This window comes from Parasaccharibacter sp. TMW 2.1888 (assembly GCF_023167265.1).
Classification (GTDB): Bacteria; Pseudomonadota; Alphaproteobacteria; order Acetobacterales; family Acetobacteraceae; genus Bombella; species Bombella apis.
Genome location: NZ_CP030979.1, coordinates 1,104,370 through 1,130,386, shown reverse-complemented (window position 1 = coordinate 1,130,386; position 26,017 = coordinate 1,104,370). Strand labels below are relative to the sequence as shown.

General features: G+C 58.7%; 21 protein-coding genes. 7 read left to right on the top strand and 14 right to left on the bottom strand.

What is annotated here, in order from left to right; all coding sequences use genetic code 11:
- Positions 1-9: 9 nt before the first annotated feature.
- Positions 10-906 carry a LysR family transcriptional regulator ArgP gene (locus DTQ13_RS05165; RefSeq protein WP_154980887.1) on the bottom strand — a complete coding sequence of 299 codons (897 nt, stop codon included), beginning with the start codon at positions 904-906 and terminating at the stop codon, positions 10-12.
- Positions 907-978: 72 nt separating this feature from the next.
- On the opposite strand from DTQ13_RS05165, the gene DTQ13_RS05160 reads away from it, so the two are divergent.
- A complete protein-coding gene (locus DTQ13_RS05160) occupies positions 979-1,605 on the top strand; it encodes a LysE/ArgO family amino acid transporter (RefSeq protein WP_248460262.1) in 627 nt (208 codons plus the stop codon).
- An 82-nt stretch (positions 1,606-1,687) separates the two neighbouring features.
- Here DTQ13_RS05160 and DTQ13_RS05155 read toward each other — a convergent pair whose 3' ends face one another.
- Both DTQ13_RS05155 and DTQ13_RS05150 read right to left on the bottom strand, forming a co-directional pair.
- The gene (locus tag DTQ13_RS05155; protein ID WP_248460261.1) at positions 1,688-5,278 is read right to left on the bottom strand and encodes an autotransporter outer membrane beta-barrel domain-containing protein; all 3,591 of its coding nucleotides are present in this window, start codon (positions 5,276-5,278) and stop codon (positions 1,688-1,690) included.
- A gap of 298 nt (positions 5,279-5,576) precedes the next feature.
- Positions 5,577-6,032 (bottom strand): Rrf2 family transcriptional regulator, encoded by a 456-nt coding sequence (locus tag DTQ13_RS05150; protein ID WP_043561842.1) that lies wholly within the window; start codon positions 6,030-6,032, stop codon positions 5,577-5,579.
- 187 nt (positions 6,033-6,219) lie between these two features.
- On the opposite strand from DTQ13_RS05150, the gene cysK reads away from it, so the two are divergent.
- Positions 6,220-7,221 carry a cysteine synthase A gene (cysK, locus tag DTQ13_RS05145; protein WP_043561845.1) on the top strand — a complete coding sequence of 334 codons (1,002 nt, stop codon included), beginning with the start codon at positions 6,220-6,222 and terminating at the stop codon, positions 7,219-7,221.
- Positions 7,222-7,356: 135 nt separating this feature from the next.
- Here the strand turns inward: cysK and DTQ13_RS05140 are convergent, their stop codons facing one another.
- Positions 7,357-8,127, bottom strand: coding sequence for an SDR family NAD(P)-dependent oxidoreductase (locus DTQ13_RS05140; RefSeq protein ID WP_043561847.1), 771 nt, complete (start codon positions 8,125-8,127; stop codon positions 7,357-7,359).
- 486 nt (positions 8,128-8,613) lie between these two features.
- Between DTQ13_RS05140 and tauD the strand changes: the two genes are divergently transcribed.
- The 3 genes from tauD to DTQ13_RS05125 all read left to right on the top strand — a co-directional run bounded on the left by tauD (position 8,614) and on the right by DTQ13_RS05125 (position 13,464).
- Positions 8,614-9,513: a taurine dioxygenase gene (gene tauD, locus DTQ13_RS05135; protein WP_248460260.1), complete on the top strand. Its 900-nt coding sequence runs from the start codon at positions 8,614-8,616 to the stop codon at positions 9,511-9,513.
- Between the two features lie 8 nt (positions 9,514-9,521).
- Positions 9,522-10,877, top strand: a complete 1,356-nt coding sequence (locus DTQ13_RS05130) for an amino acid permease (protein ID WP_086431680.1) — start codon at positions 9,522-9,524, stop codon at positions 10,875-10,877.
- 82 nt (positions 10,878-10,959) lie between these two features.
- Complete coding sequence (locus DTQ13_RS05125; protein ID WP_248460259.1) at positions 10,960-13,464, top strand: TonB-dependent receptor; 2,505 nt, start codon at positions 10,960-10,962, stop codon at positions 13,462-13,464.
- An 80-nt stretch (positions 13,465-13,544) separates the two neighbouring features.
- On the opposite strand, the gene DTQ13_RS05120 is transcribed toward DTQ13_RS05125, so the two are convergent.
- From DTQ13_RS05120 to cysG, 4 genes are read right to left on the bottom strand one after another with little or no spacing between them, the layout of a single operon-like run.
- A complete protein-coding gene (locus tag DTQ13_RS05120; protein ID WP_248460258.1) occupies positions 13,545-13,949 on the bottom strand; it encodes a DUF934 domain-containing protein in 405 nt (134 codons plus the stop codon).
- The gene (locus DTQ13_RS05115) at positions 13,936-15,618 is read right to left on the bottom strand and encodes a nitrite/sulfite reductase (RefSeq protein WP_248460257.1); all 1,683 of its coding nucleotides are present in this window, start codon (positions 15,616-15,618) and stop codon (positions 13,936-13,938) included. Before DTQ13_RS05115 ends, DTQ13_RS05120 begins: the two co-directional genes overlap by 14 nt.
- Entirely contained in the window at positions 15,615-15,956 is a 342-nt protein-coding gene (locus DTQ13_RS05110) for a DUF2849 domain-containing protein (RefSeq protein ID WP_052349231.1), read from the bottom strand. The genes DTQ13_RS05115 and DTQ13_RS05110 overlap by 4 nt, the downstream gene beginning before the upstream one ends.
- On the bottom strand, positions 15,956-17,401 hold the full coding sequence (gene cysG / locus DTQ13_RS05105) for a siroheme synthase CysG (RefSeq protein WP_248460256.1): 1,446 nt from the start codon (positions 17,399-17,401) through the stop codon (positions 15,956-15,958). The genes DTQ13_RS05110 and cysG overlap by 1 nt, the downstream gene beginning before the upstream one ends.
- Positions 17,402-17,732: 331 nt before the next feature.
- Here cysG and DTQ13_RS05100 point away from each other — a divergent pair, with 331 nt between their 5' ends.
- Together DTQ13_RS05100 and DTQ13_RS05095 are read left to right on the top strand one after the other, a co-directional pair.
- Complete coding sequence (locus DTQ13_RS05100; RefSeq protein WP_248460255.1) at positions 17,733-19,835, top strand: TonB-dependent siderophore receptor; 2,103 nt, start codon at positions 17,733-17,735, stop codon at positions 19,833-19,835.
- Between the two features lie 565 nt (positions 19,836-20,400).
- Positions 20,401-21,192, top strand: a complete 792-nt coding sequence (locus DTQ13_RS05095) for a hypothetical protein (RefSeq protein WP_248460254.1) — start codon at positions 20,401-20,403, stop codon at positions 21,190-21,192.
- On the opposite strand, the gene DTQ13_RS05090 is transcribed toward DTQ13_RS05095, so the two are convergent.
- The 6 genes from DTQ13_RS05090 to cas7e form a co-directional block, all read right to left on the bottom strand.
- Positions 21,193-21,489 (bottom strand): hypothetical protein, encoded by a 297-nt coding sequence (locus DTQ13_RS05090; protein ID WP_103765720.1) that lies wholly within the window; start codon positions 21,487-21,489, stop codon positions 21,193-21,195.
- An 856-nt stretch (positions 21,490-22,345) separates the two neighbouring features.
- On the bottom strand, positions 22,346-22,627 hold the full coding sequence (cas2e, locus tag DTQ13_RS05085) for a type I-E CRISPR-associated endoribonuclease Cas2e (protein ID WP_043561864.1): 282 nt from the start codon (positions 22,625-22,627) through the stop codon (positions 22,346-22,348).
- A complete protein-coding gene (cas1e, locus tag DTQ13_RS05080; RefSeq protein WP_043561865.1) occupies positions 22,627-23,577 on the bottom strand; it encodes a type I-E CRISPR-associated endonuclease Cas1e in 951 nt (316 codons plus the stop codon). The genes cas2e and cas1e overlap by 1 nt, the downstream gene beginning before the upstream one ends.
- Positions 23,574-24,257, bottom strand: a complete 684-nt coding sequence (gene cas6e, locus DTQ13_RS05075; RefSeq protein WP_103765718.1) for a type I-E CRISPR-associated protein Cas6/Cse3/CasE — start codon at positions 24,255-24,257, stop codon at positions 23,574-23,576. Before cas6e ends, cas1e begins: the two co-directional genes overlap by 4 nt.
- Positions 24,254-24,946, bottom strand: a complete 693-nt coding sequence (cas5e, locus tag DTQ13_RS05070) for a type I-E CRISPR-associated protein Cas5/CasD (protein WP_192848510.1) — start codon at positions 24,944-24,946, stop codon at positions 24,254-24,256. Before cas5e ends, cas6e begins: the two co-directional genes overlap by 4 nt.
- Positions 24,946-26,010: a type I-E CRISPR-associated protein Cas7/Cse4/CasC gene (gene cas7e, locus DTQ13_RS05065; protein WP_154980878.1), complete on the bottom strand. Its 1,065-nt coding sequence runs from the start codon at positions 26,008-26,010 to the stop codon at positions 24,946-24,948. The genes cas5e and cas7e overlap by 1 nt, the downstream gene beginning before the upstream one ends.
- Between the last annotated feature and the right edge of the window lie 7 nt (positions 26,011-26,017).

Here is a 26,017-nt window from a genome sequence, read left to right as displayed (position 1 = left end):
CAGACCGGATCAATCAGTCAACCACTCTGCCGCCACACGCTGCACATTCTGGCTCAGCCGGTTCAATGCCGAACCATAAAGGCGGGGGACTGACCAGAAAAGCGGCATGGAAGGCCGGTGCGCTGGAGGCAGTTCCACCAGGGCACCGCTTCGCAGATGATGTTCCACAAGCGGCAGAGGATGCATGGCCCAACCAAGACCATGAAGGCAGAGGTCCAGAAACGCTGTGGAAGAACGTATCCAGCAGGCGGGGGCACCCAGCGTGACGCCATACACTGCCTCTGCCCACCGGGCCTGAAACATATCCCGCCGATCGAACCGCAGATAGGGAGCCTTCTGCACGGTTTCGGCCGTCACACCCTGAGAAAAATGCACCCCCATGAAGGACGGGCTGGCGCAGGCCACATAAACCATACGCCCCAGCGAGACCGTTCTGCACCACGGGAGCGGATCGGACGATGCCGTCACAGCAGCCATGACATCCCCGGACCGCAGCCGCTCCGCCGTACAGCTCTCATCATCAATGGAAATATCCAGTGTTATGGCAGGGTCCTGCCGGGCAAAGGCCATCATGGCATGAGAAAACCACGTCGTGATGCTGTCCGCATTGACGGCAAGTTTCACCGTAGCCGGAAGTGTGGCCCCTCTGTCCTGCCAGGCCAGCCGGGCGGCCAGATCACTCTCCAGCACCCTGACACAGTCGAAATGACGGCAGAGCATCGTCCCGAGTTCTGTCAGCCGACATGGCTGCCCACGAATGACCAGAACACCCCCCAGACGTTCCTCAAACCCACGGACACGCTGTGAAACGGCAGACGGTGTCAGCCCGAGTACAGCGGCTGCCCTCTCGAAACTACCTTCCCGCACGACAGCACTAACGGCTGTCAGGGCGGCGTAATCGAACATGATGAAGTTTTCCTTCATTCAGTGAAATAAAATAAGCTGTTCTGTATATACCCTGCCTGTCATAGACAGGCCATGCACACGATCATCACCCCCATCATGACCGGTTTCTGCCTTGGCGCCTCTGCCATCATCGCTGTTGGAGCCCAGAATCTTTTCATTCTGCGACAGGGCCTGAAGCGGGAGCATGTCCTGCCCATCATCCTGCTCTGCGCCTGTGTGGATGCGGTCTTCATCACAGCCTCCGTCCACGGCGTTGGAAAAGTTGTCGCCGCCATGCCGTTCTTTACGGACATCCTGACCTATGCTGGCGCTGCTTTCCTCATCTGGCAGGGCCTCTCTGCCTTACGCCACATGACAACCAGCAGCTCTGTCACACTGGAAGACCAGCCTCCGCAGAGCCTGCGCAAAGTCATTGCCATGACCTGCGGCTTCACACTGCTGAATCCTCATCTGTATCTGGATACGGTGCTCCTCATGGGGTCTGTCAGCCTCACCCAGCCTGAAGGCAGCCGCTCATGGTTCGGGCTTGGTGCCGTACTGGCCAGTTTTGTCTGGTTCCCCCTGTTGGGTTACGGAGCCAGAGTGCTGCGTCCCTTTTTCAGCAATCCACTCTCATGGCGAATTCTGGATGGGGTAACTGCCGCCATCATGCTCACCCTGGCAGGAACCCTGCTCTATCACGCTGGCCTGGCAGGGTGAGCCTGCGCCCCCCTGACACGGCAGACACAAAAAAGGCCGCCCATGATGGACGGCCTTTTTCCTGATCCATTCCTGACGCCTGTCAGAACTGCACTTTGACGGACCCTGTAGCACCACTGTCCATGGCATGCTCGCCATACTGCCCCGTGTAGGACAGGTCGAGATCCACAGAATCCGTGACCCGGGCCGCTACACCCGCCTTGATCACAGCAGCATCACGGGACAGCAGCACGCCATTGACATTCATGCCACTGCCATCACCCATGAAACGTTCCGTCCTGCTGGAGCCGAGGCTGCCATAGGCACGGCGGTAAGCCCCCATGGCATGGGCCCGCAGCCACATCTCTCCAATCTGGAAGCTGCGTGCCACACGGAAACCAAAGCTGGTGAAGCCCACGCTACGATCCTTGGACTGACCATACAGGGCAGCCACGCCATGCTCCTGGAAACGGCCTGCGTACTGGTTGACGTAGGATCCCTCGAAGAAAGGTTCAAACTGGAACTTGTCAAAGTCAAACTTGTAGCTCAGCTCCGTAAAGGCACGGGCCGTCCCGTTACGGTAATTGCTGGTCTGCCGGCCACCAAAATCAGCCACCTGCACATGCCGACGCATGTTCATCAGGTTCCAGGTGTAGAAGGCCCCCAGACGCAGATTGAAGCGTCCCCAATGAGACCCGGCATAACTGCCCAGGCTGATGTTGTTGCTGTTACCAGACGAGTTGCTCGTCCCATTGGCATTGAACATGGAATGCCCGTAGGCAATCATGCCACCCACACGCCACCGGTCATCAACTGGTGTATCCACACCCATGACGAATCCGGCTGTCTGATGGTGCAGCAGGCTTGCGTTCCCGCCGCCACCATTATGCCCCAGGCTGCCATAAGCCTGACCCCACATGATGGTGTGGTCGCTGTGGCACTGGGATTCCTTGCGCCGCGTGTAGAAATTGTAATGCCCCTGGGCGGACATTTTTCCATCACCATCACAGCCTGCCTCAACCAGACGGTCCAGCACGGCCTGTTCCAGCAGATAGCTGTCCTGGATCAGGGCAGTCCGGGCAGATGCGTGGATGTCACCAGAGAGATTACCCAGTGCACGACGGGCCTCACCAGCAGAACTGACGCCTGTCATGGCCTGCACCACGCTACTGCCACTGGCCATGCCATCAAGTGCATGGCCAACTTCACGCTCGTTCTGGTTCCCCGCCACGCTGCTGAAGGAGACATTATTACGGGCATAGACCACGTCCACGGCCTGATTCTCGAACGCCAGATAAGGCGACACGAACAGGCCATCTGGCAGATTGCCTGTCAGGGCGTTGTCATGATTGGCACTGACCGTCCCTGTTGCTGTGAGGATACGGTAACCATCCCCTGCATAGATACGGTCATTGTCGTTCTTCACAACATTGAGGGTCGCACTGTTCAGCTGGGCATCACCATTCACATGGATCAGGCCACTATTGAGCTGACGGTAGGAGCCTGTCAGCGAACGGCCGGTCGTATCGATCGTACCATTCTGGCGGCTATACCCCTGAACGTTGTTCAGCGTGATGTAGGAGTTGGACGAAACCGGTGTGGAGCTTGCGCCCACGGACAACACAGACTGGTGACCCGCAGTGCCATTCATTGCCAGAGCCGTCCCCTGATGCCCGGCAGCACCGATATTCAGGGTTCCACTGCTCTGGTTCCAGTTAGCCTCAACGGTACCACCTGCCGCAACTGTCGTGACGGCAGCAGCCCCATTATCTGTTGTGTTACCTGTCAGACGGGCACCATCCTCAACCGTGATCCCGGAAGAAGAAGAATTGTTGCTGTCAGACGCCTGACCATACCCGGAAGCAACGGCCAGCGTCGTGTCCTTGCCCGACACGACCGTCTCACCCTGGTAGCTGTTGTCATGATTGGCCACATACAGCGTACCGCCGCCTGTTGCCGTCAGACCGCCAGTCCCCGTCAACTTGCCTGTCAGATAGGTGCTCTGCTGGTTTGTATCGAATGTCCCATGCCGGACAGCCTCCCCGGAGGGAGTCCCATCGGACAGATAGACATTGGAATCCACATGCAGGTCGCTGCCCTGACGGTTCTGGATGACGCCGTTACCGTACAGGACCACGCCACCATTCTCCTTGGCAGACGTCCCATTCGTCTGAGTGGCATCACTGCTGATACCACTGCTGCCGTTCGTGTCGCCAGCAACCAGAGTACCGGTTGCTGCCCCGGCATTGGACTGATCCTCACCACCAACCCGCAGCTGACCATCGCTCATGATATGAACATTGCCAGCATTGTTGATGGTACCACCAGCAGTCACACCGGCATAATAGCGGGGTGCTGTACCATTGCCCTCACCAATGACCATGCCACCCTGACCAACATTCAGCTGACCACCGGGCTGGGTCACACCACCTTCGGCAGAACCAACAGTCAGAGAGCTGTTAGAGGCCAGGTGCCCGTCCGTGTCCTCGCCACCAACGGCCACGCCATAGGCTGTCACCTCACCACCCTTCTGGATGCTCAGATGACCGGTCCCCTGCTGGCCAACAACGAGGTTCCCCGTGTCGCCGCTACCCGTCAGATCCATTCTGGACTGGACATTGCCACTGGCATTCTGCCCGTCACCGACTGTCACATACCCAACGGACCCAGCCTGATTCCCGAGGGTGACATTGCCATCCGTGGTGACCGTACCGCCATTCCGGACATTCAGCGCCCCCTGGCCCTGGTCACCGACAACCATCTGTACGGCCTGGTCCCCATCCTTCTTGGCTGTCAAGGACGAACCGGAGCCATCAACCGTCACGCTACCCTGGGAGCCAGCACTGCCACCGACAACCACATCGCCACCCACAACGGCCTTGCCGCCCTGCGTGACAGACAGGTTGCCCTCGCCATCAGCCCCAACAAACATGCCACCAGCACCAACGGTCAGACCGCTGCCTGCCCCGGTAACAGACACATCACCCTTGCCGGAGGCCTGGTTGCCGATAGCGACAGTCATGGCACCCACCTGGCCACCATTCTGGACAATCAGACGGTTTTCCTGCCTCGTATCGCTGGCACCGTAGCTCTGATCGCCATTGCCAACAATCAGCTGACCATAAGGCTGCATGACCTTGCCATCACTGTCTGTCTGGCCACGCAGCAGCAGGATGCCATCCTTGTCCACCGTCAGCGTACCAGAATCGTTGGCGGCCAGGCCAACTATCGTTGCCCCCCCAGAAGTGATGCCACCAACCTTGCCATCACTGCCTGTCAGGGTCAAAGATCCGTTACCACGGACAAACGTACGCCCATTATAGACATTCTGCCCCGTGAACGTCACGTTGTTGGGCTGGGTCTGCTGCGTCTGATTGACAGTCTCGCCCGTATTGACATCAACACCACCGGCCTGGTCGATGGCGGCTGTCTGATCAGCACTCCCACGGATGGAACCCGAGAAGGTCTGATCCGTTCCATCTCCTTTGACACGATAGATATCGCTGCCCGTATTGATGACGCTCCCCTGATCGGACAGGTTCGTCACTTCCTTGACGGACGGCTCCTGACCATTGATCGATACCGGCATGGCCGCCGAGACCGTGTCCGCAGCCTGGACAGGCGTAAAGACAGGCCCGAAAGGCGTTACCTCCACACAGAACAAAGCTGCTGTAAAGAAAAGTTTATTCCGCATGACTTTCCCCGCACCCGTACTCCATTGCAGTCCTCTCCTCCCAACAATGCCAGAAAACAGACTGCCCCCCCGGAAGGGCACAGTCCAATGAGAAGAGCGACTATGTTCATCGAAAAGTAATATAAAATTAAAATTAATACAAGTTTTTTGTTAAGCCAATAATAACCATAATGAAACCATATTTTCACTCTATTATGACCGAGCGAGCTCGTGATGCCGACATGACAGAGCCCCTCCGGAATCAGCAGAAATGCTGTCCGGACATGGAGAAGCAGTCTCATCAAAAAAGAGAGGGATCTTATATGGTGAAGGAAATGGGCGCCTGTCTGGGCCGCTCCAGCCCTTCACGCTCGGCCTTCTGGAGAAGATCAGCCAAGGTGATCGCTGAAAGCCGATCCTTGATTCCTTCATTCAGATCAGCCCACAATGGTGCAATCACCAAAGACTGGAGGGGACTGCCATCCCGCTCCTGCAAGGCAGCCACCTGGTCCCGCACACCAACAGCACAGACAATCTCGTGGAGGCTGACCACCCGTGGGGACCGTCCCAGCCGGTATCCCCCTTTTGGCCCACGAACACTGTCCAGAAGCTCCGCCCGTGAAAGAGCCTGGAGCACCGGCTCGATTCCACGCCTCAACAGACCGCTGCGCCTGGCTATGTCCGCGCCACTCACGACCCCGGACCGTCCGGCATAAAAGGCCACATCAAGCATGATGGACAGGGCCGTCAGGATACGATCGTTTTTCAGATACATCATTCACTCTTCAGCCATCAAAGCGTCAGCCTCCTTTTAGCCCATCTCGCGTTATAAGAAAGAAAATTATGCGAATGTTTCGCGATCCTTTACCGTTTCTTCTCCAGTCTTTCCAAAGCGACATGACGAATACCGGGCAGACCTGCTAGTCTTGTTCTTACATTCATCATGGCAGGGAGTACCAACGATGACAGAACCTCGCTCATCAGATTTTCCTTTCCCTCTTTCCACGACCCCGTTCGCAGCCCCCCGTGGGCATGTCTATCCTTCTTTCATGGAAGTCGTGGGCGGCACTCCGCTGGTGGCCGTTCCCCGACTGACAGAAAAGGAAGGGTTGAAAGCCAACCTGCTGCTCAAGCTGGAGTTCTTCAACCCTCTGGCCTCCGTCAAGGACAGGATCGGCGTGGCCATGCTGCGGGAAGCACAGGAAAAGGGACTGATCACACCGGGCAAGTCCGTTCTCGTGGAGCCGACATCCGGCAATACCGGCATCGGCCTCGCTTTTGCGGCAGCCTCCATGGGCTACCGGATGATTGTCACCATGCCGGAAAGCGCCTCGATGGAGCGGCGTAAAATGCTGGCCCTGATGGGAGTGACCCTGGAGCTGACCCCCGCCCCGCAGGGCATGAAAGGGGCCATCAGCAAGGCACAGGAGATCCTTGAAAAAACCGAAAATGCCTGGATGCCCAGCCAGTTCACGAATCCAGCCAATCCGAAGGTTCATGCCGAGACAACCGCTGAGGAAATCTGGACAGACACGGCCGGTGCCGTGGATGCCGTCGTGGCAGGTCTGGGTACTGGGGGAACGGCGTCCGGCATTGCCCATGCTCTCAAGCCACGCAAGGAAGGGCTGAAAGTGTTTGGTCTTGAGCCCTCCGAAAGTGCCGTCCTCAATGGTGACGATCCTGGCCCGCATGGCATCCAGGGGCTTGGCCCGGGCTTCAAGCCCGATACGCTGGACATCCGTGCGCTGGACAAGGTCATCCCCGTCACCGAGCATGATGCCCTGACAACAGCCCGCCTCTGCGCCCGCACGGAAGGTCTGCCCATTGGCATTTCCGCTGGGGCAGCCCTGTTTGCCGCCATGGAGCTCGCCAAAAAAGACGAATGGGCTGGCAAGACCATCGTAGCCATCGTGCCTGACTTTGCCGAGCGTTACCTTTCAACGGCTCTGTTCTCCGGCCTTTGAGAGACCTGATCCCGCCTGCCAGACCGTAGGCTACTCTCCGGCTGGCAGACATGCAGCGATGAAAAAAGCCTCCGTTCCCGGCATGGGAACGGAGGCTTTTTTTAAAGACTCGCGGGCCTGCTTCGGCCCTGCGCCTTACTCGGCGGTATAACCACCGTCGATCACCAGCTCGGTTGCCGTGACGAACTTGGATTCGTCAGAGGCCAGGTACAGAACACCGTAGGCCACGTCTTCCGGCGTGCCCAGATGACCGACCGGATGGATGTCCACCAGATGCTGATAGGCGGCCTTGTCGGTACGGGTCAGCTCATCAACCAGCGGTGTCTGGATGTAACCCGGGCAGACGCTGTTGATGCGGATCTTGTACCCGCTGCGGGCACAATGCAGGGCAGCAGACTTGGTGAGCATCTTCACGCCGCCCTTGGAGGACCCATAGGCAGCCAGATTCGGGATACCAACCAGTGCAGAGCTGGAACACATGTTGACGATGGAACCGCCCTCACCGCCATTCAGCTCCCGCATGATCTCGACGGCATATTTGGTGCCGAGGAACACACCATCCAGATTGATGGACTGCACACGGCGCCAATCCTCCAGAGACGTGCTCTCGATGGTCCCGTCATAGGCGATGCCAGCGTTGTTGACGACAATGTCCAGACGGCCATCATGTTCCTTGATGGCAGCCATCGTCTTCTTCCACTCGTCTTCCTTGGCCACGTTCAGGGGCAGGAAGCAGGCCTTGCCGCCAGCCTTGCGAATTTCTTCCACAACCTCTTCACCACCCTTCGGGTTGAGGTCAGCCACGATGACCTTGGCACCTTCCTTGGCCAGAACCTTGGCAATCCCCTTGCCAATGCCGCTGCCGGCGCCTGTCACGAGTGCAATCTTTCCAGCAATCCGTCCCATCTGTCATCTCCTCAGATAAAGGTGTCTGTTGTCACGCTACTCTCTTTGCATGAAAGGTCTTTGATTTATATCAAATTAACTACTGCCCTCTGCCACTCCATTACTGTTTCCCGTCATCGACTCCATCATGCTCCGCAGTCTTCAGCGCTTTTTCATTCAGCATCCATTAATGCATATCATCCATGCCCTTACGGCACTCCCACATGGCCCGATGGGGAGCCGGTCCCCCATCGCATGCCACAATAACCGGGCCATCAATTAATACGAAATAATATAGTTGTTTATAGAGAACTGGAAAAAACACGCTACCAGGCCTTTCACCCAGCAGGATCACTTCACAAAAATATATATAAAACAGTATGTTATGAAAAAATTTACTCAAAATGACATTTTTCACTTTCAAATAAGATGAAATACCACATTATGACATTAGGATATGTTGTTTTATAAAATGACTATCATAATTCGTTTTATGGAGTTCCTACCATGGCTTCCACCGCTGCTGCTTTCGCTCCGCTACACCGTGCCCCGGTCACCCTGAAGGCCATCCCCCTCAGCCCGGCCATCGGCGCCATCGTAGAAGATGTGGATATTTCACAACCCCTGTCTCCGTCGCAGAAGAACGACATCCACGAGCTGCTTCTGCGCCATCAGGTCCTCTTCTTCCGTAAACAGACCATCACACCCAAACAGCAGCGGGACTTTGCCCGCAACTTCGGCAAGCTGCATCTCCACCCCATATTCCCGACCGTCCCCGACGTGCCGGAAGCCATCGTGCTGGATACCGCCAAGAACGACCTGCGGGACAATGCCCTGTGGCATACGGATGTCACCTTCCAGCAGGAACCGCCAAAAGCTGCCGTGCTGACCAGCCGCCTCCTCCCGGAAACAGGCGGGGGAGATACGCTCTGGGCCAGTGGTACCGCTGCCTATGATGCCCTTTCCGACGGCATAAAACAGCGCATCGACACGCTGACAGCCCAGCACGACTTTCTCCGCTCCTTTCCTGTCTCCCGTTATGGCCGCACGGATGAAGAGCGGAAAAAGTGGGCTGAAACACGCAACAATTTCCCACCCGTGACCCATCCTGTCGTCCGCATCCACCCGGAAACGGGAGCAAAGGGGCTGTTTGTCAGTGAAGGCTTCACGACCGAAATCAACGATGTGGACCCCGAAGAAAGCGCTGCCCTGTTGGCTTATCTGACCCGTCATGCCACAAAACCTGAGTTCTCCGTCCGCTGGCGGTGGGAAGAGGGTGACGTTGCCTTCTGGGACAACCGCATCACGCAGCATTATGCCGTGAATGACTATCTCCCCGCCCGGCGGATCATGAACCGCATCACCATCATCGGGGACCGCCCCTATGGCCCCGGTCAGAAAGGATAACGTACCCGATGAGCCAGCCTCCTGCGTCACCGTCATCCTCGTCCGGTGCCCCTGCCGCAAGCCGTTTCAAAGGGCTGCATGTCGCCATGATCTCCATTGGCGGCATCATCGGGGCGGGGCTGTTCGTCGGAACGTCCGCCACCATCGCCGCAGCCGGTCCTGCTGTCCTGCTGTCCTATCTGGCAGCGGGAATCGTTGTCTGGCTGGTGATGCGTCTGCTGGGAGGGCTGGCCATCAACGCACGGGGGCAGGGGTCCTTCATCACCCACATCGCCACCCATAACGGCCCCAGGGCAGCCTTCATTACAGGCTGGAGCTATGCCTTCCTCTGGGCCGTGACGGCCGGAGCACAGGCCGTTGCCGGTGGCATGATCATCGGACGGCTGGCAGGCGTTGCCCCCCTCTGGGGAGCGCTTGTCCTTGTTGCCATTGCCTGGACGATAAACCGTCTCTCCCTGCGCCATTACGGGCAGGCAGAAACAGGTCTCTCCATTTTCAAACTGCTCTTTCTGGGCGGTTTCATCGCCCTCGGCCTGGGCTGGCTGGCTCTCTCCGGTCATCCCTTCGCCATAGCGCTCGACAACATCACCGCACATGGAGGCATCTTCCCCAAAGGAAGCTGGGCTGTCATCGGGGCTGTCCCCATGATCGTGCAGACCTTCACCGGCTGCGAGATTGCCATCATCGCCGCCACGGACAGTGACCGCCCCCTGCGGGCCATCGCCCATACCATGCGGCGCCTCCCTTTGCAGGTCCTGTTCTTCTATGCCGGGTCGGTACTGGTCATCATCTCCCTGTTGCCGTGGAATGGTGTGCATGTAGGGCAGTCCCCCTTCCTGAGCGTGCTGGAATATCTCCGTGTTCCGCTGGCCCGCTACGCCGCCATTGCCGTAACACTGGTCGCTGTACTCTCCTGCCTCAATTCAGCTGTCTATGTCGTGTCCCGCACCTTGCGGGAACTGGCCGATCTGCGCCTCGCCCCGCAGAAACTGACAGAAGAAACAGACCGGCAGGTCCCCATCTGGTCCCTGCGCCTGACCACCCTGCTGGAGCTGGCTGTCATCGCTGCTGCCATCGGCTCGCCGGAAACACTCTATCCCGTTCTTCTCGGCTCATCAGGCGGGCTGATCCTGTTCATCTATTTCATGATCGCCATCGCCTACTGGCTCTGGGCCCGGCAGTCACAGACAGCCACGGCCCTGCCGCTGGCCAAGGGACTGGCCGTGCTCATCCCCGTTCTTGGAGCCATCCTGCTCATTCTGCCCTCCGCACGCGGGGATGCCCTGCTGTCACTCGCCGTCATTCTGCTTCTGACGCTGACCAGCCTGACTTTCATCACCCGGCGATGTCTGAACAGGGCCTGATACCTCTCTCATAAAACCGAGGTGCCCCAAAGATGGGGCACGACTCCGGCACCTGCCCTTTCACCGTCTCAACGGATCCGTCATGCCATCATATCGCCATCTGTTCTGGATGGGCCTCACCGGCCTGTCCGCACCCTTTGTCGTGCCTGCTTCACTCCAGGCCGCCGGTCTCCATAACAGCCCGGAAACTGACCGTCACACCCAGCATCTCACGTCTCGCCATGCAGACGGCAAGACGGGTCGTCTCCGATCATCAGCCTCTCATCCGGGGGGCGCTGCCACAGCTGGGGCCAGCACGAAACGCCATGCCCGCAAGGCCGTTCATGGCGGGTATGAGACCCTGTCCGTCCGCACCCGTCACATCGTGCAGGGCACGCAGCTCGTGCTGGGACACAAGCAGCTGGAACAGCAGGTACCCGGCACCAACCCCCTCCGCACGCTGGCCCAGATGCCGGGCGTGCAGTTCCAGTCCGACGACCCGCAGGGTGTGGACACCTACTCGACCCAGATTTACATGCATGGCTTCATCCAGAACGAGATCGGCATGACGCTGGATGGCCTGCCCCTCGGGGAGCCGACCTTCCGCAACTATAACGGGCTGAACCCGCTACAGGCCATTTCCTCGGAGAATGTGGAACGGCTGGAGGTCACCCAGAGTGCCGGGGCGGAAAGCACGGCCAGCACCAACAATCTGGGGGGCAGCATCAATTACGTCTCCAGCAACCCCAAGAACAGAACGGGAGGGCTGGTTGCCCAAACCTTCGGCAGCAATGCGCTGTTCCATTCCTTCTTCCGGTTCGACTCCGGCAGGCTGAATGAGAGCGGCACGAAGTTCTACGTCTCCTACATGCGCAATCAGGGCGACAAATGGAAGGGCGGCGGAGACCAGTTCATGCAGCAGGTCAATGCCAAGCTGGTCCAGCCCATCGGGGAACGGAGCCAGGTTTCCGCCTTCTTCAACTGGGATGCCCTCCAGATGGTGAACTATCAGGATTACGCTCCCAGCTGGCTGGACCAGGCTGGGTCCCGGCTGGACAATTTCTACGGGCGGCCCGGCGCATGGGCCAGAGCCTACCGGGCCGCACGGGGGCAGTACCCTGCCGCCTATGACCGGCTGTCAGACCCCAAGGATGTTTCCTACTACGACAGTACGGCCAGCTCGTCCGACCTGTTCGGAGGCATCAAGGCTGACCTTGCCCTGACCGACCGCCTGACATGGAAAAGCAGCCTCTATGGCCACAGCGAGACCGGCCACGGCACCTATGCCAGCCCCTATGCGTACCAGAATGGCGTCGATACCGTTCAGCTCAATGGTGGCCCCATTTTCGAGCAGGTCCGCCATCCTTCCATCGAACGGTTCGGCGGGCTGACTTCCTTCGATTACCGCCTGAAGCGGCATGATCTCTCCGTGGGGTTCTGGTACGAGAACAACCGGTATGATTCCTACGCCTATGCCTACCAGCAGCCCGACAGCCCCAACGGCACACCCCTGAATCCATTCAAAAGCTTCAGGAACGTTCCCGGCCGGACCCTCTGGGGGCAGCGTTACAACACCAACAGCTTCACGGCCTACGTGCAGGACACCTATCACCCCATCAGGTCCGTTGCGCTGCATTTTGGCTTCAAGTCCATTCTCAATACGACCCGTGTGGGCCATGCCACCAACTGGGAACCCCGCTTCCCGGCTCTGGCCAGCGGAGAAAGCCTGACGACTGCCAAGGCCTTCCTGCCCCATATCAGCGGGGACTGGCACTTCCTCCACCATCATGAGCTCTTCTTCGACATTTCCGAGAATGCCCATGCCTACAGCCAGTCCGGCTACAACTCCAGCAACTCACCTTTTGCGGTGTCCCAGCTTGCCTACAACGCCACGAAGAACAGCCTGAAGCCGGAAACGGCCTGGACCTTCGCCGGAGGCTACCGCTACACCGACCATCTCATCCAGAGCAGCCTGTACCTGTACCGCACCAACTTCCATAACCGCCTCCAGCAAATTCTGGGCAGCGCGGGTGCCGGGTCCATCCTCACCAACAACACCTCCACCGTGCAGAATGTGGGGGGCGTGACCATGAATGGCGTGGATGGGGCCATCACCATCACGCCGCTGCCCGGCCTCGCCCTGCTCAACAGCATCAGCTACGACAAGGCAACGTACGACCAGAACATACGCAGCGGCGGAACGCTCTATGCCACGAAAGGTCGGCAGGTGGTGGCGTATCCCCGCTTCATGTACAAGGCCCGCCTCTCCTATGAGTGGCGGCATCTGCAGGCCTATGTCGATACCCAGTATTATGGGAAGCGCAGCTATGACTATGTGGGCGACTACAAGCTGCCAACCTACTGGCTGGCCAATTTCGGCCTGATCTACACGCTGGACATGACCCGTCTCGGAATGCGCAACCCTACGGCCGTGAGGAATCTGGTCTTCGCCTTCAACATCTACAATCTGGCCAACACCAGATACGCCTCCACCGTGGGCCAGAACGGCTTCACGATGGATAACCAGGGCGGAGCAGCCTACAACAACCAGTCCATCCTTCTTGGCGCACCCCGCCAGTTCTTCGGCTCCGTCAAGGCGGAGTTCTGAGACACCCCACCTGCAAGAACGGGCCGGAAAGGACAGTCCCTTCCGGCCCGTTTCTGTAGGCTCTCCCAGAAGCCGCCCCCTCAGGCGGGGCTGACGGCGGTATTCTGATAGTAGAACTGATAGCGTCCCAGCTGGTCTTCCCAGTCCTTCACGTTGGCCCCATCCAGCAGAACCGCGCTGTCAAACCCGCAACGTCTGAAATGAATGGCCTGATCCGGCAGAAGATGGCCGGACGCCCGGATTTCCCCTTCATACCCCTCATATTCCCGCAGGGACCGGGCCTGCGTGAATGCCCGCCCGTCCCGGAAGACGGGGAACTCCAGCACGATCAGTGTCAGGCTGCCAAGATGGGAGCGCAGCTCCTCCACCTCGACATCCGGTGCCAGAGAGATGGCCGTGCCCTGCCGGGTTTCCTTCCACTCCTCGAAAGGAACGGGAGAGGCCGCCTCCAGCGTTTTACGCCCGCTGAGATCAAACAGTTTCATAAGCCACCTCCTTGAAAGCCTTCAGGCCACACCGCTTGAGCATCGCAGCGAAGGTCTCCCCCTTCTGACGCTGCCCGAGATAGAACTCCACGATGCGGGCCACGGCATCCACGGCTTCATCCTCTGCAAAGGACGGGCCCAGAATCCCGCCAATGGCCGCATTCTCCCCGGCATCCCCGCCGAGAAGAATCTGGTAGGTCTCGGCCCCCCGCTTGTCGACCCCCAGAAGACCGATATTGCCCACGTGATGATGCCCGCAGGCATTGATGCAGCCCGACATGTGGATGCTCAAGGCCCCGATCTCGGCCTGCAGGTCGGCATCACCGAAACGGGCCCCCAGCTTCTGCGCCAGTGGCAGGGAGCGGGCATTGGCCAGATTGCAGTAATCCAGCCCCGGGCAGCTCACGATGTCGCTGATGAGACCGACATTCGGTGCGGCAAGGCCCAGTGCCTTCAGGCCCTGCCATAGTTCATGCAGCTGGTCCTTGCGGACATGCCCGAACACCAGATTCTGAAGATGCGTGACCCGTACCTCACCAAATGAATGACGCTCGGACAGATCAGCCAGACCGTGCATCTGCTCGGCCGTCACATCACCGGGAATGGCCCCCGGTGTCTTCAGGGAGATGACGGCACAGATATGGCCTTCATCCTGATGAGGATGGGTATTGCTGGCCACCCAGCGGGCAAAGACGGGATCAGCCTTCCTGTGCTGCTCCAGCACGTCGGCCGCATCTGCCGGGGCCTTGAGGTCCGGCAGGGCGAAACGGGCACGTATCTGCGCCACATGCTCCGGTGTCAACCGGTAGGCGGCACGGTCCATGCGGGCCAGCTCTTCCTCCACGGCCTTGCGGAACGCCTCCAGACCGATGGTCTGCACCAGAATCTTGATACGGGCCTTGTAGAGATTGTCCCGCCGTCCGAACGCATTATAGACACGCAGAACGGCCTCCAGCGTGGCGATCAGGTCTTCTTCCTTCACGGAATCGAAAAGTTCCTGCCCGACGACCGGCGTCCGCCCCAGTCCACCGCCCACGAAAAGACGGAACAGCGGACCATTCTCACCAGGACGGGCCAGCAGACCGATGTCATGGAAGCGGGCCGCCACCCGGTCTTCCGGGCTGCCGGAAATGGCGATCTTGAACTTGCGGGGCAGAAAGGTGAATTCGGGATGCAGGGTGGACCACTGCCGCACGATCTCGGCATGGATGCGGGGATCCATCAGTTCATCCTTCGCGGCCCCGGCAAACTCGTCCGACGTGACATTACGGATGCAGTTGCCGCTGGTCTGGATGGCGTGCATGTCCACCTCGGCCAGCTCCCGCAGGATGGTCGGGACGTCCTTCAGCGCAATCCAGTTGAACTGGATGTTCTGCCGGGTGGTGAAATGACCGTAATTCCGGTCATACCTGGCCGCAATGTCGGCCAGCCTGTGCAGCTGGCGGCTGTCCAGCACGCCATAGGGAATGGCCACCCGCAGCATGTAGGCATGAAGCTGGAGATAGACCCCGTTCATCAGCCGCAGGGGCTTGAACTCTTCCTCGCTCAACTCGCCGGAGAGACGACGGCGGACCTGCCCTTCGAACTCGTTGATGCGCTCCTGAAGGAAGGTCCGGTCCCGCTCCTCATACTGGTAATGCCCGACAGACCGTGACGCAGGCTGTGTCATCCTACCTTCTCCTTTTCCCGCACCGGGGCATGATCGTAAGAAAAATCCGGGTGAACGCTCGGCCCGTGGGCCCGGATGGCTTCCCGTGTCGTGACAGGCTCGGGAGGCCGGGTATCCCTGGCCACGACCTCATATACGGCCACGACCTCTTTCTGTTCCGCCTCGGCCAGGGCACGCTCCAGAGCCGGACCGGCCTCCTCATAGGTGAAGCGGACAGCCTCGGCGATGGATTCATGCCAGTGATCCCCCTCGCCAAGCCAGACAATACGGCCATCCAGCAGACGGCTGGCCGTCAGCAGCAGGATTTCCCCTTCTCCCGGGCGGGAAAGACGTTTCATCAGGCACTCTCCTTCGATGTGCTGTAACCGGGCACAGCCTGCACCACCTCGCCACGGTGATGCACCACTTCTCCCACAATGATCAGTACGGGACTCTGAAGCCCCTGACGACGGACATCTTCAGCAATCGTGCCCAGCGTGCCCGTCACGCAACGCTGGTCTGCACAGGACCCCCGATGGACGACCGCCACCGGCCAGCTTTCCGGCAGGCCATGATCCTGCATCTTCCGGCACAGCTCCGCCATCGAGCTCAGTCCCATGTAGATGACGACCGTCTGCCCTCTGCGGGCAAGGCTGGGCCAGTGCAGGTTCAGCGTTCCATCAGCCCGGGCATGGCCTGTCACCACCACGCAGCTCTGGGCGCAGTCCCGATGGGTCAGCGGAATCCCGGCGGCGGCGGCACAGCCATTGGCCGCCGTGATGCCGGGCACGACCCGTACCGGCACATTGGCAGCCAGCAGGGTTTCCATCTCTTCCCCCCCACGGCCGAACACGAAAGGGTCACCCCCCTTCAGCCGCAGGACACGTTCACCCCGCCTGGCCCGGCGCAGCATCTCGGCCTCTATGTCGCTCTGCGGCAGGGTGTGATGGCTCCGCTTCTTGCCGACATAGACACGCTCGGCATCACGCCGCACACGGTCCAGCACGTCCGGCGCCACGAGATTGTCGTACAGGACACTGTCCGCATTCTGCATCAGGCGCAGGGCCGCAAGGGTAAGCCAGTCCGGGTTTCCCGGTCCAGCCCCCACGAGCCAGACCTCACCCTGCGGGCAGTCCGCCTCGCCTTCGGCCTCCGCCACGAGCTGCTCCAGCTGCTCCCGTGCCCGGTCTTCCTCCCCGGCCAGGGCAGCCTCATAGGCCGGACCATCCACGAAAGATTCCCAGACACGCTGCCGCTGCTTCATCCCCGGCAGGCGGTCCTTCAGCCAGCCCCGCTGCTTCTGCATGAAACGGGCGGCCTCACCCATTCTGGCCGGGAGCATGGCCTCGACCATCTGCCGGACACGACGGGCCAGAACCGGAGAGGCCCCGCCAGTCGTGATGGCCACCTGCACGGGGGACCGGTCTACCAGAGCCGGAGTTATGAAGCTTGAAAGAGCCGGGGCATCCACCACACAGACGGGTACCCGCAGCGCATGGGCCTGACGGGCCACCATCTCATTGACAGCCTCATCATCCGTGGCGGCAAAGACCAGTGCCATGTCTGGCAGAACGGCCTGAAGGGCGTCTTCTGCCACCCTGCCCTGACGGAACACGGCCTGCCCCTGCTCCACCAGAGCTGCCAGCTCGGGATGCAGTGTTTCTGCCCAGATGTGGATCATCCGGCATCGCCCCTTCAGCAGACGCATTTTCTGCACGGCCACCTGCCCGCCCCCCACAAGGAGGGCGTCACGCTGGTCCGTCCGCAGAACGATGGGCAGATAGGAAAAGGGCTTTGTCGTCATGCGGGGAGCATGTCAAATCTGGGATAAAAATCAACTTTTTATTTTGTTGTTTTTATAAATCACTATGTTTTTTAGTTTTAATAAATTCCCAAGCTCACAGGGGGAAAAACCGCCATTCTGCCCATAATGGATGGCTGCCTGTCCCGCTTTATCTTACAGCCCTGTCATCTCATCACAGGAATGTGAAAGCGCTTGCGAAATTAAACTACTTTTTATATTTGATGATGATAATCATTCTCATGTTAAAGAGGCCGTTTTGCTCCGTCCCGTTTCATCCAGATCATTCCGGGGGCTTCTCATTCTGGGAGGTTTCATCCTTCCATCATGCGTCATGGCAGCCGAGGCACCGCTCCCGCCAGAAACACGTAAAAACACGACACACAAAGTGTCCACGCCCCCCAAACCACCTGTCGAATCAATCCTTGTCCGTGGCAGGGCCCGTGCCCTCCTTGCCGGTACGGGACAGGCGGCCCTGAAAACGGCCACGCCGCTGGAAACCACACCCCAGAACCTGACGGTCATTTCCCGGGCCAGAATGGACATGCTCAACAGCCGCACCCTGACGGAGGCCATCCGCTACAGTGCGGGTGTCTCCGACTATGGCGGGAAAGATGACCCACGGGGCTATTTTGGCACCATCCGTGGCTTCACACCCGACATCTATCTTGATGGCACACGCACGCCCAACGCCGCCACGTCGCAGTCCTTCTCCATAGAACCCTGGGGGCTGGAGGAGATGGACATCATCCGTGGCAGCAGCTCCGCACTGTACGGGTCCGGCCAGCTTGGCGGCATCATCAATGCCGTCAGCAAGCGTCCCACACAACACCAGACCAACATCATCTCCGTACAGGGAGGCAGCTATGCCCGGCGGCAGGGAGCCGTGGACATTGGAGGCAGCCTTGACGGGCAGGGCCACTGGCTGTGGCGGTTCAACGGGCTGATCCGCAAATCGGGCACCTTTGCCCGCCACATCAAGAACAATGAAATCTATGTGGCTCCCTCCCTGCGCTGGCAGCCTTCCTCCCGTACGGACTTCACCTTCCTGAGCAGCTATGAGCAGCTGGATGCGGGGTCCAGCTCGCAGTTCCTGCCCTATGTCGGCACGGTCGTGCCCACCCGGCATGGCTATCTGCCCCGCAACTTCCTGTCCGGCGACCGGAATTTCGATGTCTATTCCAAACGTCAGCTTTCAGTCGGCTATGCGCTGAGACAGGAACTGCTGCCGGGCTGGACGCTCTCGCAGAACATGCGTTTTGCCCACATGGACGTACTGTACCGCACGGTTGCCCAGCCAAAGCTGGTCAACACGGACACGATATCCCGCACGGCCCTTTTGCAGTCCGGCAATTACAACACCACAACGCTTGATACACGATCGGAATGGAAAGACCATTTCGGTTCCCTCCACAGCATTCTGCTTACCGGTGTCGATTTCCGCAGCGACTTCATGGCGGAACGGCGTGGCGAAAGGAAAGCGCCCAACCTGTCCCTCTATCAGCCAGTCTATCGGGCCATCGCCATGCCCGCCTATGCGTCCAAACGAAATTACAACACGACTGGGACACAGACGGGCCTTTACGGGCAGGAGCAGGCTGATTGGCACCGCTTTTTCCTCACCCTCTCCGGTCGTGGCGACTTCACCCAGAGCGTGCAGGTCAACAACAATACGGGCAAGCGCACACCCCAGAAGGACAACGCCTTCACCGGCCGGGCGGCCCTGCTCTATCAATCGGTCTGGGGTGTGGCTCCCTATGTCTCCTACGCCACATCCTTCAGTCCGCAGCTTGGCACGACCTATGATGGCACCGCCTTCTCCCCGACACGGGGACGGCTGCTGGAGGCCGGAATAAAATACAGGCCCCGCAAAGACTCCATCTTTGGCGACCGTTTCCTGCTCACACTGGATGTCTTCACCCTGAAAGAACGGAATGACCTGGTGCAGGACCCTCTCCATTCCAGCGACAAGATACAGCTCGGTGCCCAGCGGACCCGTGGTTTTGAAGCAGAATTTGTCGGGCGTCTCCCCTACAGGATCGACCTCCTCGCCTCCTTCACGGTGCAGGACCCACGCATCACCAAAGGCAGTGCCGCCACACAAAACCAGGTGGGCCAACGCCCCGTGACGGTCCCCTCCCGCATGGCTTCCTTCTTCATGCGGCGCAACTTCATCATCACACGCACCTTCAGTGCCGGAATTGGTGGGGGCGTCCGCTATACGGGCACAACGGCCGGTGCCCTGCCAGCCACCATCATCGTACCCTCCCAGCTGGTTGGCGATATTGAGGCCCATCTTGATTACCGGAGATGGCACCTCCAGCTGAACGGCACAAACATTGCCAACTCGAAATATGTTTCCGTATGTACCAGCACGACCAACTGCTCCTACGCTCCTGGCCGTGCCCTGTTTGGTGATCTCTCATATCGATGGTGAAACAAAGCAGAAAAACTACAGGAAATCTGTCTTGCCGTACAGGAGGATAACAGCTCTTGACGTCACGTTCCCATTAACATCAACTGCTGCCGATGCGGTGCGACACGGTGACAATCTGCAGGCCGTAGCTGTGGCAACCCGCCACGTGGCGCTTTGCGGGGTTCATTGCAGGCCCCGCCACCGCATCACCGGGCGAAGCTTCCCGAACACAAAAAACCAAGACAGCGTATGGGTGGGGCCTGCCGCAAACCCCACAATAACGCAACTACCCTAACGGGCGGCCCAGGCCGGCAGAATATCGCCTGATCACCATACGCTGCACCACCGATAATAGGTAAAGCCACAGCCTTCATCAAGACATTCAATAATGGTGAGACCCCGCATGGGCGGAGGATAGATAGTATGCCGCCTGCTGCTGGAGACAAAAACAACCCATACCCGCTCCGCCATTCAAGACATGCGGTATATGACTGGCCGGAGAGAGTGACCCCGAAAGTCTGACTAGCAGAACTGGTGAGAGGGATGGCATACTGAGACATGACGATGACCTGATGAGGCTGGAGAGATGCTGAAAAGACGTGTGCTGTATGCCGCCATGGCGGCTTGTGCCGTGTCATGTTCTGCCCATGCCGCACCGCCAATGACAGACGCTGAGTGGACCGCCTACGAAGAATCGCACACACGGTTTATCTTTCAACAGTTCGGCGCTGATCCGGAAACGGCACGATGGGCGGCATGGGCGATGAAGTATCAGCCATCATCACGGTGCGCCATGTCTGCACGCCCCGTTTTTCACGCCGTAGAGGGAGGAATGAGTCTCTTTCCCGGCGAGGGGGAAGGCATGGTGGTCGACCATATCTGCGAGCCAGAAGCGTTGAAGCATGATGCTCTCACGATCCCACCATTTTCAGCCATCGAGGGAGAAAATGAACGCCTGCAATGGGGCGTGACCAGCACTGCGAGAAACAAGGCGATAGCCGCCATATTGGAAAAGCAGAAGCAGGACGCCAGAGAGTACAGGAAAAACCTGCGCCCTCCCGCATACCTTACTGCTCCTGATAGCAAGTATTTTGTAGATCAGTGTCGTTTCATAAGGGTTGAGTTCCCTGAAACGGCGCAACAAGAAGGCAGAGAAGGGCATGTTGATGCGACATGTCATTTCCAGAAAGGTAATGATAATTACTGGCGGGCAGATTCATGCCATTTTTCTTCTCCAAAAGGTACTGGTGATGACATAATTAAATCAGCTAAGGATTTTGTCACCGCAAAGTGCTGGTCATCAGAAGATTTTGACATAAAGATCAATAACTATGGTATCGGGACAGCAGAGGTTGATTTCACGCTAGGGGATGAATAATTAACCGCTAATTTTCTGGGGGATTTTATTCCCCATATTGTCGGCTTCAACAGGTGTCCAATTTTTCATTACCACCCGTTTTTTCGCCCCGAAACGCACTTCCTGCAAAGTCATTCGGACGACCAGAAGATCGCACCCTGATTGAGATGTGCGGTCGAACTCGTAGCCGGATAGGGTGACTTCGCTTGATTTATACCCCGGCATCCTCAATATGAGGATGTTGGCCTCTTTGCGCTGTTCCTCAAGTTTTTTAAGGACTTTCCCCTGATCCCCAGCTGTTCCCAGGGAGTCTTTCATGAAGACAGCTCATCCCCGCATGGGCGGGGAACAGGAACAGGGTCTTTACCGTGAGGGTAAAGACGGCGGTTCATCCCCGCATGGGCGGGGAACAGTTTCCCGGCCCCCAGTTGTAGGCGGCGAGGGCCGGTTCATCCCCGCATGGGCGGGGAACAGGAGGTCCTGGCCGCTCCATCAGCCAGACAGGACGGTTCATCCCCGCATGGGCGGGGAACAGTGGATGACGAGGCTCGTGGCCGCTTCTTGGCTCGGTTCATCCCCGCATGGGCGGGGAACAGCTGCCAGCTGGCCGAGACCGTCAGTTCAGTGTCGGTTCATCCCCGCATGGGCGGGGAACAGAGCTTCATATCCCCTTCATTTAACGGGGTGCGCGGTTCATCCCCGCATGGGCGGGGAACAGGAAGATTCCAGACACATTCACGGCAGGGACGACGGTTCATCCCCGCATGGGCGGGGAACAGCGGCACGGCTGCTCTTCACCCGGGAGGCCGGGCGGTTCATCCCCGCATGGGCGGGGAACAGCTTCATCTGTGATCTGTTTGGAAAAGGTGAGCCGGTTCATCCCCGCATGGGCGGGGAACAGAGAGTCCTCCAAAATTGAACCCTTTGGCCGTGCGGTTCATCCCCGCATGGGCGGGGAACAGCCTACGTCCTCATCAGGCACAATGACAACGGACGGTTCATCCCCGCATGGGCGGGGAACAGATATCCACGGGTTACCTCTCAGACAATCAGGACGGTTCATCCCCGCATGGGCGGGGAACAGACTTCCTGCAACGTACTGTAAGACATGACTTTTTTTATTGTCAAAGACCGTACCAACTTAAACCAGAATTTAATACTTCACTCCTTCGCTTTATTCCGGTCGAAAAGCAACCAGTTTCAATCCATCGAAATCAACCGGCATCCGGCGATTGTGACCAGCTGTACGGAACTCATATCCCTGATCGTTGGGAACATGCCAAACCATGACAGCATCACCCTCAGGCCCAAGGCCAAGCAGTACTTGCTCCCAGATCATCTCCCTTGTCCGTCTGGAGTAGCTGCCCACATAGACCCCAGCCCGTATTTCCACCAGCCATGCTGCCAGACGGCCACGCAGGCGGGGTGGCGCATTGGTGACCACCACAACCAGCATCAACGGTGCCCCGGATCGCCAAAGGTTTCATCTTCAAAAGCGACGGGCACGGCCTCCGGTGGGGGCTCGGGGCGAGGCAGACCGCCAGCCGAAAGAACCTGCTCAATGGTCGGAATGATTCTCTCCAGCAGCTTTTCCTTGCGGAACCTGTCCCGGCAGGCCAGGCGCACGGCCCGGTCTGGGGACATATCCAGCCGCCCCTTTTCCGCCTTGCCTGCAATACGGAAAGCTTCTGGCACAACGGTTTCCATCTTGAAGATGTCTGCCACATCATACACGAAAGAAAGAGGCTTCCCGCTATGCAAGAACCCCACTGCCGGGGCATAACCTGCTGCCAGCACAGCAGCCTCGGACAAACCATGCAGGCAGGCCGTGGCCGCTGAGAGGCAACGGTTGGGAATGTCCGAGCCGTCCCAGTCCTTTCGGTCGTAAGAGCGGCGTTTCCAGCTGACACCATATTGAGCAGCCAGCAGGGCGTAGCTTTCCCTTACACGGGCTCCCTCAATACCACGCAGCTGATCCACCGACCGCCGGGCAGGTGGCTCCTCCTTGAAACGCCGCTTGTACATCTCTCGCACGACACGCAACCGGGCCTCATCATTCAAAGCCAGACTGGCCTGCCATAACAGGCGGTCCGCCCGTGCTCCACCAGGCTGGCCGGAAGAATATAACCGCACGCCAGCTTCCCCTACCCATGTGATCAACGTGCCTACACGGGCGGCCAGCGACACGGCTGCATGAGAGATACGGGCACCCGGCTCCAGCATGATGCCCGCCAGACCGCCAACGGGAATCTGGGTTCTCGTACCATCAGCATTCACCGCTACAAAGGCACCATCCAGCACATCCAGCTGCGCCCGTTCGACAAAAATCAGGGAAGCCCGATCTTTCAGGGGGATGGGTTTTGGCGGGGCCAGACCGGGTAACCCGCCTTTCCCCGCCCCGCTCATGAAGCCCGCCGGATCAGCATGAGGCCGCAACCAAAGGCCTTGGCCCGGCCAAAGCCCCGGACCAGCTGGGCCAGAAACGCCTCCGGGTCTGTCACCTCCAGCTGGCCTGAGAGGTCCAGAATACCGAAATCAGGCCGGTTGCTCCTCTTCCGTTCGTTTCCAAAACGTGGAAGCGTCTCGGTATGATAATCATCGGCAGATACATGATGCGGCACAAAACCCGCTTTCTCACCCTGTCGTGTCAGCCAGGCAAGACCTGCTTCTTGGGCAAGGTCCATGCGTTTCTCTGCCCGTTCCTCCTTCGGAATAGCGTGAATCGCATCCAGAACGACATCCACACGCTTGCCCGTATCACGCTTCATCCGTGTCGCATTGACCTGAAGCTGAAACTCGAGCCTGTCCCCTGCCTTCAGTTCAGGGGCAAAAAGCTTGCACTGAGGAGGCTCGAACAGCTCGTTATCATCCCGTGGAAGGCGTGGAGAGAGGGTAAGAAAGCTCCCGTCACTTTCTGCACGCCAGAGAAAATCCCGCTTCTGGTTGGGATCAGTCGCAAAGGCAGACCAGAGCATATGATGCTGCGATGACCGCCTCAGCCCCGTATCCGGCTCTCTCAGGGCGGCTTCCAGAACACGGACGGCAGGGCTGCGGGAAAGGCGGATTCTACTTAGATACCAGCTCATTTCATCGTCTTCCCTAGCAGTTCAACATGCCGTATTCCGACATCCCGTGCAGCAAAGTGCCAGCGTTGCCGGTCCAGTGGGACATCATGCACGTAATCCCGCTGGCTGCCCTGCTCGCCGACAACCATGACCTTTTCAGAAAGATCAACATGTCTGGAAAGCCAGAAAGGCACTTTCACCTGCCCCAAGGCCTCCTCGACCGTATCGGCCTGTACGACCTGAGGATTCAGAGGGGATGAAAGCGGGCAGGATTTACGGCCAAGATAGAGCGTAAAATGCGGTTTGCGTAACGCTGCCGCTATCTCCTCCAGCCCTTCACCCTGCACGGCCACGCCATAGAACACTCCCGCCCGATAATCGCGCAGAGTGATGCTGGTTGTCAGCCGTTCTCCCGCTTTCCGAATTGCCTCCGGGCGGGAATTTGGCTTCTTCACCGCCGCCGCAGGGACGGACTGAATGGTATGGAAGTCACGCAGAGCCGTGCCGCTGTCAAACACCGCCACGTCAATCTTCAGACTGTCCAGCCCAGAGAAATCGCCATCACGCCGTATGCCTAACGCAGCTCCCATCAATCCGATCAGTGCGGAATGGCCCGGCCAGAGCAGCGACCCCCGCCGCTCATGCCCGGCCAGCTCGCCCATCGACCCCAGGGAGGCCGAGAGCGAAAACACCAGATAAGGGGAAGCCATCACTCACCCCGCACGGCTTTACCTGCAAAGGCGACCAGTTCATCCAGTGTTCCGGTTTTGCCCACACACAATTTAGCTTCGGCAGCCCAGCACGGCCCGTAGGCATCATCAATGGCCTTCCGGGTCTCTTCCAGCTTTTTAATGGAGCTTTCCAGCAGATTCTCACCTTTTACAGCATGGAAGAACGCACCTGAGAGATCACGGGGTGCCTGCTCACCCTGTTCTGCCAGCATGTAATGTGCCCGTGGCCGATGGGCATAGCTGTTCTGCTTGCCACGAGGCGTGGCCTGAGACAGCGCCCGAGCCAATGCTTCCATGGCCTTGGCTGCAAGTTCCCTGTCACCGGCCAGATTCTCAACCAGCAAGTCCAGATTGACGCAGACATACTGGTAGAACACCCCCGTACCGAAGGCGCTTTCACCGATATGGCCAGCACCACGCTCATCATCCTTGTTCAGATCATCCACAGCGGAGAACCAGTCTTCCTGCGCTACTGAACGATGGGTCGTGAACGCATGAGCCACCTGCACGGCGGCATCCCGGTTGAAGTCGGCATCGGAGGCCAGCATACGCCCGAACATGGCAATATCCACCGCCCCATCAGCCCGACGCAGGACCTTTTTCTTCAGGTCTTTATCTTTGGGCGGTTTCTCCCCGGCAGCGACATTTTCGGCCAGCTCTTTTGCCAGTTTCCATTCATCTGGTGAAATAAAAGCGAGCGTCGTGGCGATCTGTTCGCCCGTTTCCTTGTCAGCCGCTTCCAGTTTGCCGAAAATGCCAGCAACAGTGCTTGCACTCTCCTGAGCCTTTTTCTCGGCAACGCCTTTACTCAAAAGATGCTGCACCAGCCCACCATGCAGGCGTTTAGTCCTTGTCCCCATATGGTCTGCAAGGTCGTTGCTGAAGAACGTGCTTTCCCGCAAGGCCCGTTTGACCGACTGTGAGGAATGGCGCATACGCACCTCCCCACCAATCACGGCCTGTTTGGGGCGGCCCATATCGTCACGATTGGGATTGGAGAGACCATAAGTTGTCAGAACATGGAACTGGACAAAATTTGTCATGACACAA

Bases quoted from the DNA above. Each gene is read 5' to 3' on its own strand.
- DTQ13_RS05165 (WP_154980887.1), bottom strand. From the start codon at position 906: ATGTTCGATTACGCCGCCCTGACAGCCGTTAGTGCTGTCGTGCGGGAA.
- DTQ13_RS05160 (WP_248460262.1), top strand. From the start codon at position 979: ATGCACACGATCATCACCCCCATCATGACCGGTTTCTGCCTTGGCGCC.
- DTQ13_RS05155 (WP_248460261.1), bottom strand. From the start codon at position 5,278: ATGCGGAATAAACTTTTCTTTACAGCAGCTTTGTTCTGTGTGGAGGTA.
- DTQ13_RS05150 (WP_043561842.1), bottom strand. From the start codon at position 6,032: ATGTATCTGAAAAACGATCGTATCCTGACGGCCCTGTCCATCATGCTT.
- cysK (WP_043561845.1), top strand. From the start codon at position 6,220: ATGACAGAACCTCGCTCATCAGATTTTCCTTTCCCTCTTTCCACGACC.
- DTQ13_RS05140 (WP_043561847.1), bottom strand. From the start codon at position 8,127: ATGGGACGGATTGCTGGAAAGATTGCACTCGTGACAGGCGCCGGCAGC.
- tauD (WP_248460260.1), top strand. From the start codon at position 8,614: ATGGCTTCCACCGCTGCTGCTTTCGCTCCGCTACACCGTGCCCCGGTC.
- DTQ13_RS05130 (WP_086431680.1), top strand. From the start codon at position 9,522: ATGAGCCAGCCTCCTGCGTCACCGTCATCCTCGTCCGGTGCCCCTGCC.
- DTQ13_RS05125 (WP_248460259.1), top strand. From the start codon at position 10,960: ATGCCATCATATCGCCATCTGTTCTGGATGGGCCTCACCGGCCTGTCC.
- DTQ13_RS05120 (WP_248460258.1), bottom strand. From the start codon at position 13,949: ATGAAACTGTTTGATCTCAGCGGGCGTAAAACGCTGGAGGCGGCCTCT.
- DTQ13_RS05115 (WP_248460257.1), bottom strand. From the start codon at position 15,618: ATGACACAGCCTGCGTCACGGTCTGTCGGGCATTACCAGTATGAGGAG.
- DTQ13_RS05110 (WP_052349231.1), bottom strand. From the start codon at position 15,956: ATGAAACGTCTTTCCCGCCCGGGAGAAGGGGAAATCCTGCTGCTGACG.
- cysG (WP_248460256.1), bottom strand. From the start codon at position 17,401: ATGACGACAAAGCCCTTTTCCTATCTGCCCATCGTTCTGCGGACGGAC.
- DTQ13_RS05100 (WP_248460255.1), top strand. From the start codon at position 17,733: ATGGCAGCCGAGGCACCGCTCCCGCCAGAAACACGTAAAAACACGACA.
- DTQ13_RS05095 (WP_248460254.1), top strand. From the start codon at position 20,401: ATGCTGAAAAGACGTGTGCTGTATGCCGCCATGGCGGCTTGTGCCGTG.
- DTQ13_RS05090 (WP_103765720.1), bottom strand. From the start codon at position 21,489: ATGAAAGACTCCCTGGGAACAGCTGGGGATCAGGGGAAAGTCCTTAAA.
- cas2e (WP_043561864.1), bottom strand. From the start codon at position 22,627: ATGCTGGTTGTGGTGGTCACCAATGCGCCACCCCGCCTGCGTGGCCGT.
- cas1e (WP_043561865.1), bottom strand. From the start codon at position 23,577: ATGAGCGGGGCGGGGAAAGGCGGGTTACCCGGTCTGGCCCCGCCAAAA.
- cas6e (WP_103765718.1), bottom strand. From the start codon at position 24,257: ATGAGCTGGTATCTAAGTAGAATCCGCCTTTCCCGCAGCCCTGCCGTC.
- cas5e (WP_192848510.1), bottom strand. From the start codon at position 24,946: ATGGCTTCCCCTTATCTGGTGTTTTCGCTCTCGGCCTCCCTGGGGTCG.
- cas7e (WP_154980878.1), bottom strand. From the start codon at position 26,010: ATGACAAATTTTGTCCAGTTCCATGTTCTGACAACTTATGGTCTCTCC.